Annotated in this window: 16 protein-coding genes; 11 read left to right on the top strand and 5 right to left on the bottom strand. The window is 63.2% G+C overall.

Features of this window, described 5'->3' with window-relative positions; translation table 11 throughout:
* The first annotated feature begins 14 nt into the window (after window positions 1-14).
* The 3 genes from SOM28_RS12555 (at window position 15) to SOM28_RS12545 (ending at window position 1,746) form a co-directional block, all read left to right on the top strand.
* Window positions 15-590: a cytochrome c oxidase assembly protein gene (locus tag SOM28_RS12555; protein ID WP_320468317.1), complete on the top strand. Its 576-nt coding sequence runs from the start codon at window positions 15-17 to the stop codon at window positions 588-590.
* Window positions 583-792 carry a DUF2970 domain-containing protein gene (locus SOM28_RS12550; protein ID WP_320468316.1) on the top strand — a complete coding sequence of 70 codons (210 nt, stop codon included), beginning with the start codon at window positions 583-585 and terminating at the stop codon, window positions 790-792. Before SOM28_RS12555 ends, SOM28_RS12550 begins: the two co-directional genes overlap by 8 nt.
* A gap of 81 nt (window positions 793-873) precedes the next feature.
* Complete coding sequence (locus SOM28_RS12545) at window positions 874-1,746, top strand: cytochrome c oxidase subunit 3 (protein WP_147933674.1); 873 nt, start codon at window positions 874-876, stop codon at window positions 1,744-1,746.
* Between the two features lie 3 nt (window positions 1,747-1,749).
* On the opposite strand, the gene SOM28_RS12540 is transcribed toward SOM28_RS12545, so the two are convergent.
* Window positions 1,750-1,950 (bottom strand): twin transmembrane helix small protein, encoded by a 201-nt coding sequence (locus SOM28_RS12540; RefSeq protein ID WP_123069972.1) that lies wholly within the window; start codon window positions 1,948-1,950, stop codon window positions 1,750-1,752.
* A 33-nt stretch (window positions 1,951-1,983) separates the two neighbouring features.
* Between SOM28_RS12540 and SOM28_RS12535 the strand changes: the two genes are divergently transcribed.
* From SOM28_RS12535 to SOM28_RS12500, 8 genes are all read left to right on the top strand, one after another.
* Entirely contained in the window at window positions 1,984-2,715 is a 732-nt protein-coding gene (locus SOM28_RS12535) for an SURF1 family protein (protein WP_320468315.1), read from the top strand.
* 46 nt (window positions 2,716-2,761) lie between these two features.
* Entirely contained in the window at window positions 2,762-3,319 is a 558-nt protein-coding gene (locus SOM28_RS12530; RefSeq protein ID WP_123069970.1) for an SCO family protein, read from the top strand.
* A 42-nt stretch (window positions 3,320-3,361) separates the two neighbouring features.
* Window positions 3,362-4,522, top strand: a complete 1,161-nt coding sequence (locus tag SOM28_RS12525) for a COX15/CtaA family protein (protein WP_320468314.1) — start codon at window positions 3,362-3,364, stop codon at window positions 4,520-4,522.
* On the top strand, window positions 4,519-5,412 hold the full coding sequence (gene cyoE / locus SOM28_RS12520; protein WP_320468313.1) for a heme o synthase: 894 nt from the start codon (window positions 4,519-4,521) through the stop codon (window positions 5,410-5,412). Before SOM28_RS12525 ends, cyoE begins: the two co-directional genes overlap by 4 nt.
* A gap of 16 nt (window positions 5,413-5,428) precedes the next feature.
* Window positions 5,429-6,019 carry an SCO family protein gene (locus SOM28_RS12515; protein ID WP_320468312.1) on the top strand — a complete coding sequence of 197 codons (591 nt, stop codon included), beginning with the start codon at window positions 5,429-5,431 and terminating at the stop codon, window positions 6,017-6,019.
* Between the two features lie 29 nt (window positions 6,020-6,048).
* Window positions 6,049-7,134, top strand: a complete 1,086-nt coding sequence (locus SOM28_RS12510) for an AI-2E family transporter (RefSeq protein WP_320468311.1) — start codon at window positions 6,049-6,051, stop codon at window positions 7,132-7,134.
* 121 nt (window positions 7,135-7,255) lie between these two features.
* On the top strand, window positions 7,256-7,687 hold the full coding sequence (locus SOM28_RS12505; protein WP_320468310.1) for a hypothetical protein: 432 nt from the start codon (window positions 7,256-7,258) through the stop codon (window positions 7,685-7,687).
* The gene (locus SOM28_RS12500) at window positions 7,669-9,006 is read left to right on the top strand and encodes an ImmA/IrrE family metallo-endopeptidase (protein WP_320468309.1); all 1,338 of its coding nucleotides are present in this window, start codon (window positions 7,669-7,671) and stop codon (window positions 9,004-9,006) included. The genes SOM28_RS12505 and SOM28_RS12500 overlap by 19 nt, the downstream gene beginning before the upstream one ends.
* 69 nt (window positions 9,007-9,075) lie before the next feature.
* Here the strand turns inward: SOM28_RS12500 and SOM28_RS12495 are convergent, their stop codons facing one another.
* From SOM28_RS12495 to SOM28_RS12480, 4 genes are all read right to left on the bottom strand, one after another.
* Window positions 9,076-9,435 carry a hypothetical protein gene (locus SOM28_RS12495; protein ID WP_320468308.1) on the bottom strand — a complete coding sequence of 120 codons (360 nt, stop codon included), beginning with the start codon at window positions 9,433-9,435 and terminating at the stop codon, window positions 9,076-9,078.
* 26 nt (window positions 9,436-9,461) lie between these two features.
* On the bottom strand, window positions 9,462-11,018 hold the full coding sequence (locus SOM28_RS12490) for a hybrid sensor histidine kinase/response regulator (protein WP_320468307.1): 1,557 nt from the start codon (window positions 11,016-11,018) through the stop codon (window positions 9,462-9,464).
* A 6-nt stretch (window positions 11,019-11,024) separates the two neighbouring features.
* The gene (locus SOM28_RS12485; protein WP_320468306.1) at window positions 11,025-11,828 is read right to left on the bottom strand and encodes an alpha/beta fold hydrolase; all 804 of its coding nucleotides are present in this window, start codon (window positions 11,826-11,828) and stop codon (window positions 11,025-11,027) included.
* Between the two features lie 101 nt (window positions 11,829-11,929).
* Window positions 11,930-13,282 carry a hemolysin family protein gene (locus tag SOM28_RS12480; RefSeq protein ID WP_320468305.1) on the bottom strand — a complete coding sequence of 451 codons (1,353 nt, stop codon included), beginning with the start codon at window positions 13,280-13,282 and terminating at the stop codon, window positions 11,930-11,932.
* Window positions 13,283-13,296: the final 14 nt, after the last annotated feature.

The following is a 13,296-nucleotide window of genomic DNA, read 5'->3' as shown; positions in this document are numbered from 1 at the left end:
AGCTGAGGCCTGCCATGAGCAGCAAGTTGCTACGCTTGAATCGCACGATGCTCGGCAAGCTGGTGGTGGTGGCGATCGGGATGTTCGGCTTCGGCTATGCGCTGATCCCGGTGTACCGCCAGGTCTGCGAGGTGCTTGGTATTAATGTGCTGACCCAGAAGGGCGAGTTCGTGGCGGCGCCGACCAATACCCAGGTCGACAAATCGCGCACCATCACGATCGAGCTGGACGGCAATTCGCAGGGGCCGTGGCGCTTCCGCCCGACCACGCGCAGCATCGACGTGCATCCGGGGGAGTTGGCCACCGTCATGTACGAGGTGGTCAATACCCAGGGCAGGGCGGTCAAGGCCCAGGCGATCCCGAGCTATGCGCCGCAATCGGCCACGCCGCACTTCATGAAGGTGGATTGCTTCTGCTTCCAGGAGCAGACCATGGGGCCGAACGAGGCGCGCCAGATGCCGGTGGTGTTCTTCATCGACCCCAAATTGCCGCGCGAAGTGAAGAACATCACGCTGTCGTACACCTTCTTCGAGATCGGCGGCGCGTTCAAGGCGGCGGCAGCGCCACCCGGATCGGGAAAGAATGGATAGGCCACACCAGCGCAAGGCGAATTTTCTCGCCACCATGAAGGCCGTGTTCTGGTCCTTCTTCGGCGTACGCAAGCGCAAGGATTACGAGAACGATGCCGCCAACCTGAACCCGGTGCACGTCGTTATCGCCGGGCTGATCGGGGTAGCGATTTTCATCGGACTGATCATGCTGGCAGTAAGGTTCGCTGTTTCATCGGTATAGTTTGCACGTCGTCCCCGCGAAGGCGGGGACCCAAGTTAATCAGCACAGACGCACAATAATAGAATCACAGAGGAGATAGACATGAGTTCGTCACCAGTGAGTTCCCCAGGCACCGCGCCTTACTATTACGTCCCCGGCCCATCGCGCTGGCCCCTGCTGGCCGGCATCTCGATGCTGGTGACGATGGCTGGCGCGTCCGGCTGGGTCAACAGCATGTCATGGGCGCCGGCCGTGTGCCTGGCCGGCATCGCCGCCATGCTGGTGGTGCTGTATTTCTGGTTCGGCGACGCGATCCGCGAATCCGAAGCCGGGCTCTACGGTAAACGCATCGACCTGTCCTACCGCTGGTCGATGAGCTGGTTTATTTTCTCCGAGGTGATGTTCTTCGGCGCCTTCTTCGGCGCGCTGTTCTATGCGCGTGCGATCTCGATGCCCTGGCTGGCCGACCTCGATCACCAGATCCTGTGGCCCGACTTCTCGGCCCAGTGGGGTAACACCGGCCCGGCCAATATCGTCGACGGCTTCCGCACCATGGGACCGTTCCCGATCCCGACCATCAATACCGCGCTGCTGCTGACCTCGGGCGTGACGCTCACCATCGCCCACCACGCGCTGCGCGCCGGACATCGCAACAAGACCGCGATCTGGCTGGCGGCGACGATCCTGCTGGGCGCCGTGTTCATGGGCTTCCAGGCTTACGAATACATCCACGCCTACCGCGACCTGAACCTCAAGATGACCTCGGGCATCTACGGCTCGACCTTCTTCATGCTGACCGGTTTCCACGGTTTCCACGTGACCATGGGTGCGATCATGCTGGCGGTGATCCTGTATCGTGTCATGAAAGGGCACTTTACGGCAGATAACCACTTCGGCTTCGAAGGCGCCGCATGGTATTGGCACTTCGTCGACGTGGTGTGGCTGGGACTGTACGTCGTTATCTACTGGTTGTAAGGTTCAACGCAAGCCGGTTGGGGCGATCCACCCCAACTGGTAGGCTGCCAGCAAACACAGAAACAGGACGATCGACAAACCGACCCGCATCGCCAGCGCATTGACGGTGCGGTTGCTGCGCCCCTTGTCGCGCATCAGGAAGAACAGGGCCGAACCGAGGCTGGCCAGGATCAGGACGAAGGCGATGGCGACGAAGATTTTCATGGTGGACCTGCGAAAGGTTGAGGCTTCATTGTAATGCGGTTCGGCTTTCGTTTTCGCCCCATCGCCTTTGCCGCGGCCGTGGTCGTGGCCATCATCGGCATCCTGCTCGGCAACTGGCAACAGGGCCGGGCCGCCTATAAAACCGAGCTGCAGGCGCGCCAACTGGCGCGCGCCGCCGAACCGCCGCTCGATCTCGCTCCCTCCACCCGGGTCGGCCCTGACGCCGAATTCCGCAGCGTGCGCGTGCAGGGCGAGTTCGTCGCCGGCTGGCCGGTCTTCCTCGCCAATCGGCCCATGGGAAGCCAGTCCGGGTTCTATCTCGCAATGCCGTTTAGAATAGCGGGTTCGGACACGCACGTGCTGGTGCTGCGTGGCTGGCTGCCGCGGCCCGCCGGGGCCGAATATGGCAAGCTGCCCGCGTTCGCTACGCCCGCCGGCCCGCTCCTGCTCAAGGGCCGGATCGTGTCGGGCGCCGGGAAGGTGATGGACCTGGGTGAGGGGGCCCCGCTGGCGCCCGGCGCCATGGTCCAGAACCTGACGCCCGAGGTGCTCGCCGCGGCCAGCGGCCTGAAGCTGCAGCCCTTCGTGGTGCAGCAGACCCAGTCCGCCGGCCGCCGCGACGCGCTCGCCCGCAACTGGCCCGCGCCCGATGCGGGCATCGACAAACATCGCGGCTACGCCTTCCAGTGGTATGCACTGGCGGCGCTGGCCCTACTTTTTTATGTGATAACGGGATTCCGACGTGGCTCAAGAACAAATCGCTGACCCAAAACCTCCGAGCGACCCCAACGCAGCGCGCCGTCGCGGCCGCATGAAGCTGATGATCGTGCTCCTGATCTGCGCGCTGCCGATCATCGTGTCGTACATCACCTTCTATATCGTCAAGCCGGATGGCCGCACCAATTACGGCACCATCCTCGACGCGCGCAGCCTGCCAATCCCCGAGATGGCCACCACCACGCTCGACGGCAAACCGCGCACCCTGGCCGACCTGAAAGGCAAGTGGGTCATGCTACGCGTCGGTGGCGGCGTCTGCGAAGACGAATGCCAGCGCCAGCTGTACGCGATGCGCCAGTGGCGCACCATGCAGGGCAAGAATATGGACCGCATGGAGCGGGTCTGGCTGATCACCGACAACGAGCCGCTCGATACCGTGCTGATGCGCGAGTACGACGGCATGGAACTGCTGCGTGCGCCCGCCGCGACGGTGGCGCAATGGCTGCCGGTCGAATCCGGCCAAAAGATGGGCGACCACATTTACCTGATCGACCCGCTCGGCAACCTCATGATGCGCTTCCCCTACCAGCCGGAACCGGGCCGCGTGTACAAGGACATCGCCAAGCTGCTCAAGGCCTCGTCCATCGGTTGAGCCTCCAAGGTTGAGCTTCATAGTCACAGTTAAAAGAAATACATGGATCTGTCTTCACTGCTTCACCTGCTCCTGATGGGCCTGCTCGTCGCCAGCCTGCCGCTGGCGATCGTCTGGATGTCGACCGACCCCAATAAATACCGCAAGCTGGTGTGGGTGATGGTGTTCCTTACCTTCGACCTGATCGTGTTCGGCGGCTTCACCCGCCTGACCGACTCGGGCCTCGGTTGCCCGGACTGGCCTGGCTGCTACGGCGAAGCCAATCCCTTCCTGGCCCACGAACACATCGCCGCCGCCGAGGCCGCGATGCCGACTGGCCCGGTAACGGTCGCCAAAGCCTGGATCGAGATGATCCACCGCTACCTGGCGATGGGCATCGGCGCCCTGATCCTGGCGCTGCTGTTCACGTCGGTCAAGCAATGGCGCCGCACCCACAACGAGGTCTTCAAGCCGGGCATGCCGCTGGCGCTGCTGGTGTCGGTGCTGGTGCAGGGCGCCTTCGGCGCCTGGACCGTCACGCTCAAGTTGCAGCCGGTGATCGTCACCATCCACCTGTTGCTGGGCATGATGCTGCTGGCGATGCTGGTCTGGATGGGCTGCCGCGAAGACTATCTGCTGAAACCGCCGTTGCTGGCGCGTGGGCTTGACCTGGTGCGCCGCCTGCGCGGCCTGCGCATCCTGTCGCTGCTGGCCGCCGTCGTCCTGACGGCGCAGATCGCGCTTGGCGGGTGGGTGAGCACCAACTACGCGACCATGGCTTGCGACACCTTCCCGCTGTGCCAGGGCGCGCTGGTGCCGGATCTCGACTTCGAGCACGGCTTCCACCTGTGGCGCGAGCTGGGCATGACCAAGGAAGGGCATTACCTGCCGTTCTCGGCCCTGGTGGCGATCCACTGGGTGCACCGGGCGTTCGCGCTGGCGGTGGTGCTGGTGCTCGGCCTGGCGGCCTGGCGCGCCTGGCATCTGCCGGAAGTCGGCAAGACCGCGCGCCGCCTGCTGCTGGTGATGGTCGTGCAGCTGTTCACCGGCATCGCCACCGTGTATTTCGACTTCCCGCTGGCGATCGCGGTGATGCATAACGCCGGGGCGGCCCTGCTTGTCATTCTGGTGACCATGTTAAACTACCGGGTGAAGTTCCAACTCGACGCGGCCCGCGCCACCCCGGCGCCAGAAGTTGCCGCGTCTGCTAGCGCCCCCAGATGACGATCCAGACAGCCATCCCCAAAACCTCGAGCCGGTTCTCGCAATACTGGACCCTGACCAAGCCGCGCGTGACGCAGCTGGCGGTGTTCTGCGCCGTGATCGGGATGTTCCTCGCCACCGACGGCTTCCCCGGCTGGCAGACGCTGGTCGCCGGCACGGTCGGCATCTGGCTGCTGGCCGCCGCCGCCTTCGCGGTGAACTGCCTGGTCGAGGCCGAGGTCGATGCGCGCATGGCGCGCACCGCGCGCCGCGCCACCGCATCGGGCGAACTGAGCCAGTCGCAGACGATCACCTTTTCGCTCGTGCTGGGCGGCCTGGGCATGTACATCCTGTACGCCTTCGTCAATCCGCTGACCATGTGGCTGACCTTCGTCACCTTCGTCGGCTATGCCTTCATCTATACCTTATTGCTCAAGCCGAACACCTCGCAGAACATCGTGATCGGCGGCCTGTCGGGCGCGATGCCGCCGGCGCTGGGCTGGGCCGCAGTGGCCAACGAAGTGCCGATGGAAGCCTGGCTGCTGGTGCTGATCATCTTCATGTGGACCCCGCCGCATTTCTGGGTGCTGGCCATGTACCGTCGCGACGACTACGCCCGTTCGGGCCTGCCGATGTTGCCGATCACCCATGGCATGAAATTCACCGGCCTGCAGGTGTGGCTGTACACGATCGGCCTGGCCGCGACCACCTTGCTGCCGTTCGCGGTCGGCATGAGCGGCCTGATCTACCTGGCGGCGGCGGTGCCGCTCAATGCCATCTTCCTGCGCCATGCGTGGCGGGTGCACCGCAACTACAGCGATATGGCGGCGCGCAAGACCTTCACCTGGTCGATCGTCTACCTGTCGCTGCTGTTTGCGGCTTTGCTGATCGATCATTACTTCAAGTTCTGACAGGACGGGTTCAACGATGAAGAAACTCTTGGGCGTACTGGGATTCACGGCCGTCGCGCTGCTGGCAAGCGGTTGCGACAAACTCGGCGACAAGCCGCCGGCCTTCCACAATACCGACGTCACCGGCGTCGACTACGCCAAGGGTTTTTCCCTGACCGACCACACCGGCAAGCCGCGCACCCTGGAGGATTACAAGGGCAAGGTGGTGGTGATCTTCTTCGGCTACACCCAGTGCCCCGACGTCTGCCCGACCACGATGGCCGAGATGGCCACCGTGATGAAGGAACTGGGCCCGTCTGCCGCCGACGTGCAGGTGCTGTTCATCACCGTCGACCCCGAGCGCGACACCCAGGAACTGCTGTCGCACTACGTGCCGGCCTTCGACCAGCGCTTCGTCGGCCTGTACGGCGACGCCGCCGCGACAGCCAAGGTGGCCAAGGAATTCAAGGTGTTCTACGCCAAGGTGCCGGGCGCCGATCCCGGCAGCTACACGGTGGACCACACGGCCGGCAGCTTCGTGTTCGACAAAGAGGGCCGGCTGCGCCTGTTCGTGCGCCACGGCCAGGGCCCGGCACTGATCGCCCACGACCTGCGCCAACTGCTATGATGGTGTAAACACCATCGGCACAGGACGGCATGGAAGCGCGACCAGGAAGAAACTACACCCGCATCGCCATCGTCGTCCTGCTGACGCTGGGCTGCCTCTACGTCCTGCGTCCCTTCCTGCCGGCCATCCTGTTCGCCGCCGCGGTCGCCATCTCGACCTGGCCACTGTACCTGCGCCTGCTGCGCGAGCTGCGCGGCCAGCGCACGATCGCGGCGCTGACGATGACGCTCACCCTGACCCTGCTGTTCATCATTCCGCTGTCGATGGTGGCCTACAACCTGGGCGACGACGTCGCGCGCGGCTTCGGTCAACTGCGCGTCCTGGTCGAGCACCGCGAACTGGCGCCGCCGGCCTGGATCCGCGATATCCCTCTCGTCGGCGGCACACTCGACACCTACTTGCACGACCTGATCGCCAGCCGCGAGCAGATGCTGGCGCTGGCCCAGCGCATGATCGAGCCGGCCCGTACCTGGCTGGTCAAGGGCGGGATCATGCTCGGCACCGGCGTCGTGCAGATGAGCCTGGCGGCCTTCGTCAGCTTCTTCCTGTACCGCGACGGCAATGCGCTGCTGGCCGTCATCGCGGTGACGATGCGCAAGGTGATGGGCGAGGGCGCCGAATCGATCCAGCATACGGTCAGCCAGACCGTGCGCGGCGTGATGTATGGCTTGCTCGGCACGGCGCTGGCCCAGGCGCTGGTGGCGGCGGTCGGGTTTGCGATTGCCGGCGTGCCGGCGGTGCCGCTGCTGTCGGTGCTGGTGTTCCTGACGTCCCTGATCCCGCTCGGCCCGCCGCTGGTGTGGGGCGGCGCCACGGTGTGGCTGTTCGCCCATGGCGAGACGGGCTGGGCGATCTTCATGGCGATCTGGGGCACGGTGTTGATCAGCGGCGTCGACAACGTCGTGCGGCCGATGTTGATCAGCCGCGGCAGCAGCCTGCCGTTCCTGCTCACCCTGCTCGGGGTGCTGGGCGGCGTGATCGCCTTCGGCTTCGTCGGGATGTTCATCGGGCCGGTGCTGCTGGCGGTGGGCTACTCCCTGATGAGCGAATGGACGGGTACCGAGGATCCCATCGTCAAGCACGATGAAGGTCAGGGCAAAGAGCTGGCCAAATGATGGACAAAGGAGCCCGTTATGGCGACCTCAGATGTGCTTGATTCAGTCGATATCGCCCTGCCCGTATGTTGATAACGTCTAAAATGATATCATTACCGCGAAAATACGTTCCCTTTCGGAAATGAAAAGACGGAACAATAAATTCAATCCAAAGCGCGCATTGGCGGAGCTTACGCCGGAAAATTTGCAGCTTTGCGCCAGCTTGGCAAAAAAAGTCAAGTACGGAGGCAATCCGGAACATAAGAGAAATCCGGGTGACTTCGGACTTTCTCCTCCGAGCGATCCTCGTCCCGGTAAGTCGCTCTGCGACGGCGTCGCTGTTTTTACCCGTGCTGAAGCTGTTCGTTACCTGCGCGCTGGATTAAAAAGAGGATTGATCAGCGACCGCTTTATTTCAGGGTGGCCAAAAAATATCTGGTCAGTCACCGAAAGTGGCGTGGCGCTTGAAGCTCAAATTGAGAATGTTCTTCTCGGGGTTTATCACGGTTATCCCATGCCGGATTCCGACCCTTTCGTTGAGGACGTATTAAAACGTTGGAACTCGAAGCAATGAATATATTCCATTTGCGTCATCGGTGGGAAACTGCAGGCAACGATGAGCCAGACCTGAGGCAAACCATGTGCCGGCTTGAGTTGCAGATTGGTGACGTCTTGCTTACCGAGAATGAAGATATATTTTCGCAGACGATATCACCTTCGGTGTTGGTATCTGCTTATCCTTTGGCGCAGTGGTTTGCAGCGAATTGGTGGCGATTGACGTCGGAACCACTGCCTCCTACGATTCGCCCTTTGACGAGCTGGCGCATGGCGCACGAGATTGGCGCCGCAAACTCCGGCTACGTCTGGCCTCAGATATTATTTGCGACCGATAGGGAGGTCATGCAAGTCTGGGCAGCTCCTTCTCGCGGCAACCGTGAGCAATCGGTAAGATATTTAAATGGGTTGACCGCGCCGGTGGCACTGTCGATGCTCGAATTTGAAAAAAACGTCGAACTTTTCATACAATCAGTCATTGCTCGGTTGGCTGCGACTGGATTGCATGATACGAGCTTAAAATTGCTGTGGGATGAGGTATTGGAAGAGCGACGGGATGCGGAAACCTCTTCCGCGCGGCGTTGTGAAGCCGAGCTTGGGTATGACCCGGACGAATGTCCTGACGATATTCTGTCAACTGCAATTCGGCTGAAGAGTCAAATGGGCGAAGCGACGCTCTCCGAATTGACGCCTGTGTATGGAAAGTCCGAGATTTCGACGTCCATATATGATCTCGACACCTTGATCAAGAGCGAAGGTATTCCGGGATCGCCTGCCTTGCCAAAGATCCGTGCACGTGAATCCAAATCCATGGCACCGTGGGAGAGGGCGGTGGAAGATGCCCGTCTGCTTCGAAAAGAGCTGCACAATACAGGTGATCGCGTCTCGACCGAAGATCTGTATTCGCTGTTAGGGATCAGAAAGCAGGACGCTGAACACTACAATGGCAAGACCGGCAGCAAGGTCGCGATAGCCGTTCCCGGCAAGGGGCGTCAGATCGCATTCATGCCACGTAGACGCCATCCTCGCTCCAAGCGATTTGAGCTTGCGAGATTTATTGGAGATATCGTCTATACACACTCCGCTGGCGGTGAGTGGCTTGCTTCAACTGACTTGAGCACCTCTCGGCAAAAATATCAACGCGCGTTTGCCGCGGAATTTTTATGTCCAATCGAAAATTTGACTGGTTTTTTGGAGGACGATTTTTCGGAGGATAGGCTCGAAGATGCGGCCGAACACTTTGAAATCAGCCCAGAGACAGTGAATTCGCTCTTGGCAAATAATGCACTTATATATCGGACACATGGCTTGAGTGGCCTTCCATATACGATAGCTTGACGCGAAGATTCGAATGCGCCATCACCTCATTGCTGGCGGAACGCCATCCGACATCCGTTTTCGAGCAGCTCAGCAGCTGCCCAGCTTCCACACCAGCTTGTCCCTGCCTTTTTCCAGCAGCTGCACCTCGACGCCATCCTTTACTGAGCGCGTGATCGTTACCGCGCGCCCGAAGTAGCCATATTCCGTCTTGAGCGCGTCCTTGCTCTCGGTCTGTTTAACCTCGGCGCGGTCGATCTGCAGCCGCAGGTTCTGCAGGATCTGCGCGTCCGGCCAACGGGCCGACAGGGCGATGTGGCGGGTGCGGTCGTCCTTGTTTGTTTCGGGATAGCGCCGCTCGCAGGCGGCGACCGAGCTGACGTGCGCCAGCGAAGCCAGGCACAACAGGCCTGCCGCCAGCCTGGGAAGCATGGAAAACTGGATGGTCATGGATCGTGCCGGAAGTTCACAAGCGCTCATCGTAGCAGCAAGCGCAGCTGTTCGAAATCGATCGGCTTGGTCAAATGATGATCGAAGCCAGCATCCAGCGCCAGCGTGCGGTCCTTGTCCTGGCCCCAGCCGGTGGCGGCGATCAGCGTCGTGTCCAGCCCGCGGGGCAGGGCGCGCAGGCGCCGCGCGAGTTCGTAGCCGTTGTAGTCGGGTAGCCCGATATCGAGCAGGGCGACGTCGGGTGCGAATTCGGCTGCCACTTCCAGCGCGGCGGCCGCGGTGTGCGCCATGCGCGTCTCGCAGCCGAACAGTTCCAGCGCCAGCGCCATGGTCTCGGCGGTATCGAAGTTGTCGTCCACCACCAGCACCCGCCTGGGCGAGATCAGCGCGCTCGAGGCCGCCGTCGCTTCCGGCGCGGCGCAGCCGGCGACCAGCGGCAGGCGCAGCGTGAATTCGCTGCCCAGGCCGGATCCGGCGCTCTCGACCAGGATCGCGCCGCCATGCAGGTCGACGATGCCGCGCGCCAGCGCCAGCCCGATGCCGAGCCCGCCGCGGGCCCGGTCGAGGGCGGGTTCAAGCTGGGCAAACATATTGAAGACCGCGCCCAGCGCGTCCGCCGGTATGCCGATGCCGTTGTCGCGCACGCGCAGCTCGGCGTGGCCGTCCGCGCAGGCGAGTTCGACGTCGATCATTCCGCCATCCGGCGTGTACTTGGCGGCATTGGCCAGCAGGTTGATGACGACTTGCGCCAGGCGCGTGGCGTCGCCGTCGACCACCAGCGCCGCATCCGGCACGGACAAGCGCAGCGTATGGCGCGCCGCCGCCATGGCCGGCGCCATGTCCTGGGCCGCGCCGCGCACCAGCGGCGCCAGGTCGATCGGGGTGCGCCGCAGCCGCATGCGGTTCTGGGTGATGCGCGAAACGTCCATCAGGTCGTCCACCAGCCGCGTCAGGTGGCGCAGCTGGCGGTCGAAGGCCTGCAGCAGGCGCTCGTCGGTCGTGCTGCCGTACTTGAGCTTGAAGACGTCGACCGCGCTGCGCATCGGCGCCAGCGGGTTGCGCAGCTCGTGCGACAGGGTGGCCAGGAATTCGTCCTTGCGGCGGTCGGCCGCCGTCAGTTGCAGGTTCAGCGCCTGCAGCTGCAGGTCGGTCGCACGCTGCGCCTCGAGCGCTTCCTCGGCCACCTTGCGCGCGCCGAGCAGGGCGTGTTCATAGGCGTGGCGTCCGGTCGACCGGAACACGGCCCAGTGGTCGAGCCAGCCGCCATCGGCGCCGGGTTGGCGTACGATATTGAGCAGGATGGGCAGCTGCCGGCCGTCCAGTGTGTGCAGGTCGACCTGGACCTCGTTCACCGCGCCTTCGAGCTCCAGCAGCGGCACGCAGCGGGTGTGGTGGAACAGGCGGGCGCCGACCGACAGCAGGTCGCAGAAACGCAGCTTGCCGGTCAGGGCATCGGCCTGCGCGCCGAGCCAGGCGTGGATGGTGGCGTTGGCGCGCACGATCATGCCAGCTGCATCGGTCGCCAGCAGCCCGCACGCCGCCTGTTCGTAGAAGGCATCGACGGCGGGCAGGGCGGCGTTCATTGGCGGCTAGCGCAGCGTCTGCGCGAGGAAGACGTCGATCGCGCGCGAACTGGCAGTCGGCGCGCTCATGTGCGGGCAGTGGCCGACGTTGTCGATCACGGCCAGGCTGCTGCTGGGCAGGTTGCGGTGCAGCCATTCGCCGACCGTGCGCGGCGCGATCAGGTCGTCGCTGCACTGCAGCACCAGGGCCGGCACGGTCGACCTGGCCACGTCGGTCCGGTGGTCGGACAGGAAGGTGACGCAGGCGAAATGGCGCGCGATCTCGGGATCGTTGCGGCAGAAGCTGTTGGTCAGTTCCTCGCGCAGGTCGGGACGGTTGGGCGCGCCCATGATGGCCGGCGCCAGGCTTTGCGACCAGCCCAGGTAGTTCGCTTCCATGGTGTCGAGCAGCTCGCCGATGTCTTCGCGGCTGAAGCCGCCGACATAGTCGCCATCGTTGATGTAGCAGGGGGAAGGGCCGATCATGGCCTGGGCCGCGAAGCGCCCGGGGGCCGCGATGGTGGCCAGCATGCCGATCATGGCGCTGACCGAGTGGCCCACCAGCACGGTCGGCCCGGTGGCGAATTCCTCCACGATCTCGAGCAGGTCGTCGGCGTGGCCGTGCAGCGACGCGTATTTGGCGCGGTCGTAGGCCGCCAGGTCGGAGCCACCGCAGCCCGTCAGGTCATAGGTGATGACGCGGAACCGGTCGTGGTAGGCGGGCGCGAGGAAGCGCCACATGGTCTGGTCGCAGCCGAAACCGTGGGCAAACACCATCGTGGCGGCGCCCTGGCCGGCCACGTGGACGTTGTTGCGAGTCTTGACGGACATTTAATGCCTTCTAATCGGTATCTGGCACCCCATGCACTGAAAATAACATTTTTCAGCTACGAAGTCAGCAAAAGCGGTCATGCAATAAGGGTGGAAAAGCGTCAGTCGCGCTCGTCGTTCTCATTTGTGCGGGTCAATTGCGGTATGACTTTGACCAGCAAGATGCGTGGCCCGTTCATTTTCTTGACGACCACGTCGAAATGGGGGAACCCGATGCGCTGGCCCTGTTTCGGGATGTCGCCCAGTTTTTCCATCAGCAGGCCGCCGACCGATTCCACGTCTTCCAGTCCCATCTGCTCGTTGTCGATGTCGATGCCCAGCAGGCGTTCGAGCGAGAAGATCGGCAGGCTGGCCTTGCCGATATAGGTGCCGTCGGTCTGCTTGAGCCAGTCGTTTTCGTTCATCCGGAACTCGTCGCGGATCTCGCCCACCATCGCCCCCAGCAGATTGTCCAGGGTGACGAAGCCGACCGGGCGCTTGCCCTTCTCTCCGATCAGGGCGAAGTGCGGCGCGCCGCCGCGGAAGCGCCGGAAGATGTCCTGGGCCGGGGTGCGCGCCGAGATCGACTCGACCGGGCGCAGGAACTGCGTCAGGTCGGTGACCGGGCGGCCCGCCTGCAGCGCGAAATACAGGTCCTTCAGGTGGATGATGCCCAGCACCTCTTCACCTTCTTCATCGAAATACGGGTAGCGCGAAAAACGGTTGCGGCGCACCGTTTCCAGGTTTTCTTCCAGCGAGCGGCTGGCGTACAGGGCGCTGACCTCGTTGATCGGCCGCATCAGCTCGGACACCTGCAGCGTGCTGAAGTCGAGCGACTGGGCCAGGATGTTGCGGTCGTCCTGGGTGATCTTCTCGCCCGGCGTGGTGGTGTTGGTATTGGTGCGCAGGATGAGCTTGAGCTCGTCGAGCGAGTAATGGGTGTCGTGGCCGCCGGCGCCGGCCAGGCCGGCCATGCGCAGCACGGTGTTGGCGCTGGCGTTCAGGACGTAGATCGCCGGGTACATCGCCCAGTAGAAGGCGTACAGCGGCATGGCGCACCACAGGGCCACCGATTCCGGCAGCCGGATCGCCAGCGACTTGGGCGCCAGCTCGCCGACCACGATGTGCAGGAACGAGATCACCGAGAAGGCGACGACGAAGGACACGCCGTGGATCAGTTCCTCTGAGGTGACGCCGAGGAAGGCGAACACCGGCTCGAGCAGGCTGGCGAAGGCCGGTTCGCCGACCCAGCCCAGGCCCAGCGAGGCCAGGGTGATGCCGAGCTGGCAGGCCGACAGGTAGGCATCGAGCTGGCCGTGGACCTTGGTCAGGATGCGTCCACGCAGGCCGGTGGTCTTGGCGATCGCGCGCACGCGAGTCTTGCGCAGCGTGACGATACTGAACTCGGCCGCCACGAAGAAGCCGTTCAGCGCCACCAGGAAGAAGGCGAGAACGAGGAATAAAATGTTTTCCATACTGGTTTTGTATT

This window comes from Massilia sp. CFBP9026, from assembly GCF_034045165.1.
Taxonomy (GTDB): domain Bacteria; phylum Pseudomonadota; class Gammaproteobacteria; order Burkholderiales; family Burkholderiaceae_D; genus Telluria; species Telluria arenae.
Note: the sequence above shows the minus strand (reverse complement) of the source record. Positions and strands in the feature narration are given on the sequence as shown.

Excerpts from the sequence above, each read along its gene's own strand:
- SOM28_RS12540 (WP_123069972.1), bottom strand. The coding sequence starts at position 1,950 with ATGAAAATCTTCGTCGCCATCGCCTTCGTCCTGATCCTGGCCAGCCTC.
- SOM28_RS12510 (WP_320468311.1), top strand. The coding sequence starts at position 6,049 with ATGGAAGCGCGACCAGGAAGAAACTACACCCGCATCGCCATCGTCGTC.
- SOM28_RS12555 (WP_320468317.1), top strand. The coding sequence starts at position 15 with ATGAGCAGCAAGTTGCTACGCTTGAATCGCACGATGCTCGGCAAGCTG.
- SOM28_RS12530 (WP_123069970.1), top strand. The coding sequence starts at position 2,762 with ATGAAGCTGATGATCGTGCTCCTGATCTGCGCGCTGCCGATCATCGTG.
- SOM28_RS12545 (WP_147933674.1), top strand. The coding sequence starts at position 874 with ATGAGTTCGTCACCAGTGAGTTCCCCAGGCACCGCGCCTTACTATTAC.
- SOM28_RS12495 (WP_320468308.1), bottom strand. The coding sequence starts at position 9,435 with ATGACCATCCAGTTTTCCATGCTTCCCAGGCTGGCGGCAGGCCTGTTG.
- cyoE (WP_320468313.1), top strand. The coding sequence starts at position 4,519 with ATGACGATCCAGACAGCCATCCCCAAAACCTCGAGCCGGTTCTCGCAA.
- SOM28_RS12515 (WP_320468312.1), top strand. The coding sequence starts at position 5,429 with ATGAAGAAACTCTTGGGCGTACTGGGATTCACGGCCGTCGCGCTGCTG.
- SOM28_RS12535 (WP_320468315.1), top strand. The coding sequence starts at position 1,984 with ATGCGGTTCGGCTTTCGTTTTCGCCCCATCGCCTTTGCCGCGGCCGTG.
- SOM28_RS12480 (WP_320468305.1), bottom strand. The coding sequence starts at position 13,282 with ATGGAAAACATTTTATTCCTCGTTCTCGCCTTCTTCCTGGTGGCGCTG.
- SOM28_RS12485 (WP_320468306.1), bottom strand. The coding sequence starts at position 11,828 with ATGTCCGTCAAGACTCGCAACAACGTCCACGTGGCCGGCCAGGGCGCC.
- SOM28_RS12525 (WP_320468314.1), top strand. The coding sequence starts at position 3,362 with ATGGATCTGTCTTCACTGCTTCACCTGCTCCTGATGGGCCTGCTCGTC.
- SOM28_RS12550 (WP_320468316.1), top strand. The coding sequence starts at position 583 with ATGGATAGGCCACACCAGCGCAAGGCGAATTTTCTCGCCACCATGAAG.
- SOM28_RS12490 (WP_320468307.1), bottom strand. The coding sequence starts at position 11,018 with ATGAACGCCGCCCTGCCCGCCGTCGATGCCTTCTACGAACAGGCGGCG.
- SOM28_RS12505 (WP_320468310.1), top strand. The coding sequence starts at position 7,256 with ATGAAAAGACGGAACAATAAATTCAATCCAAAGCGCGCATTGGCGGAG.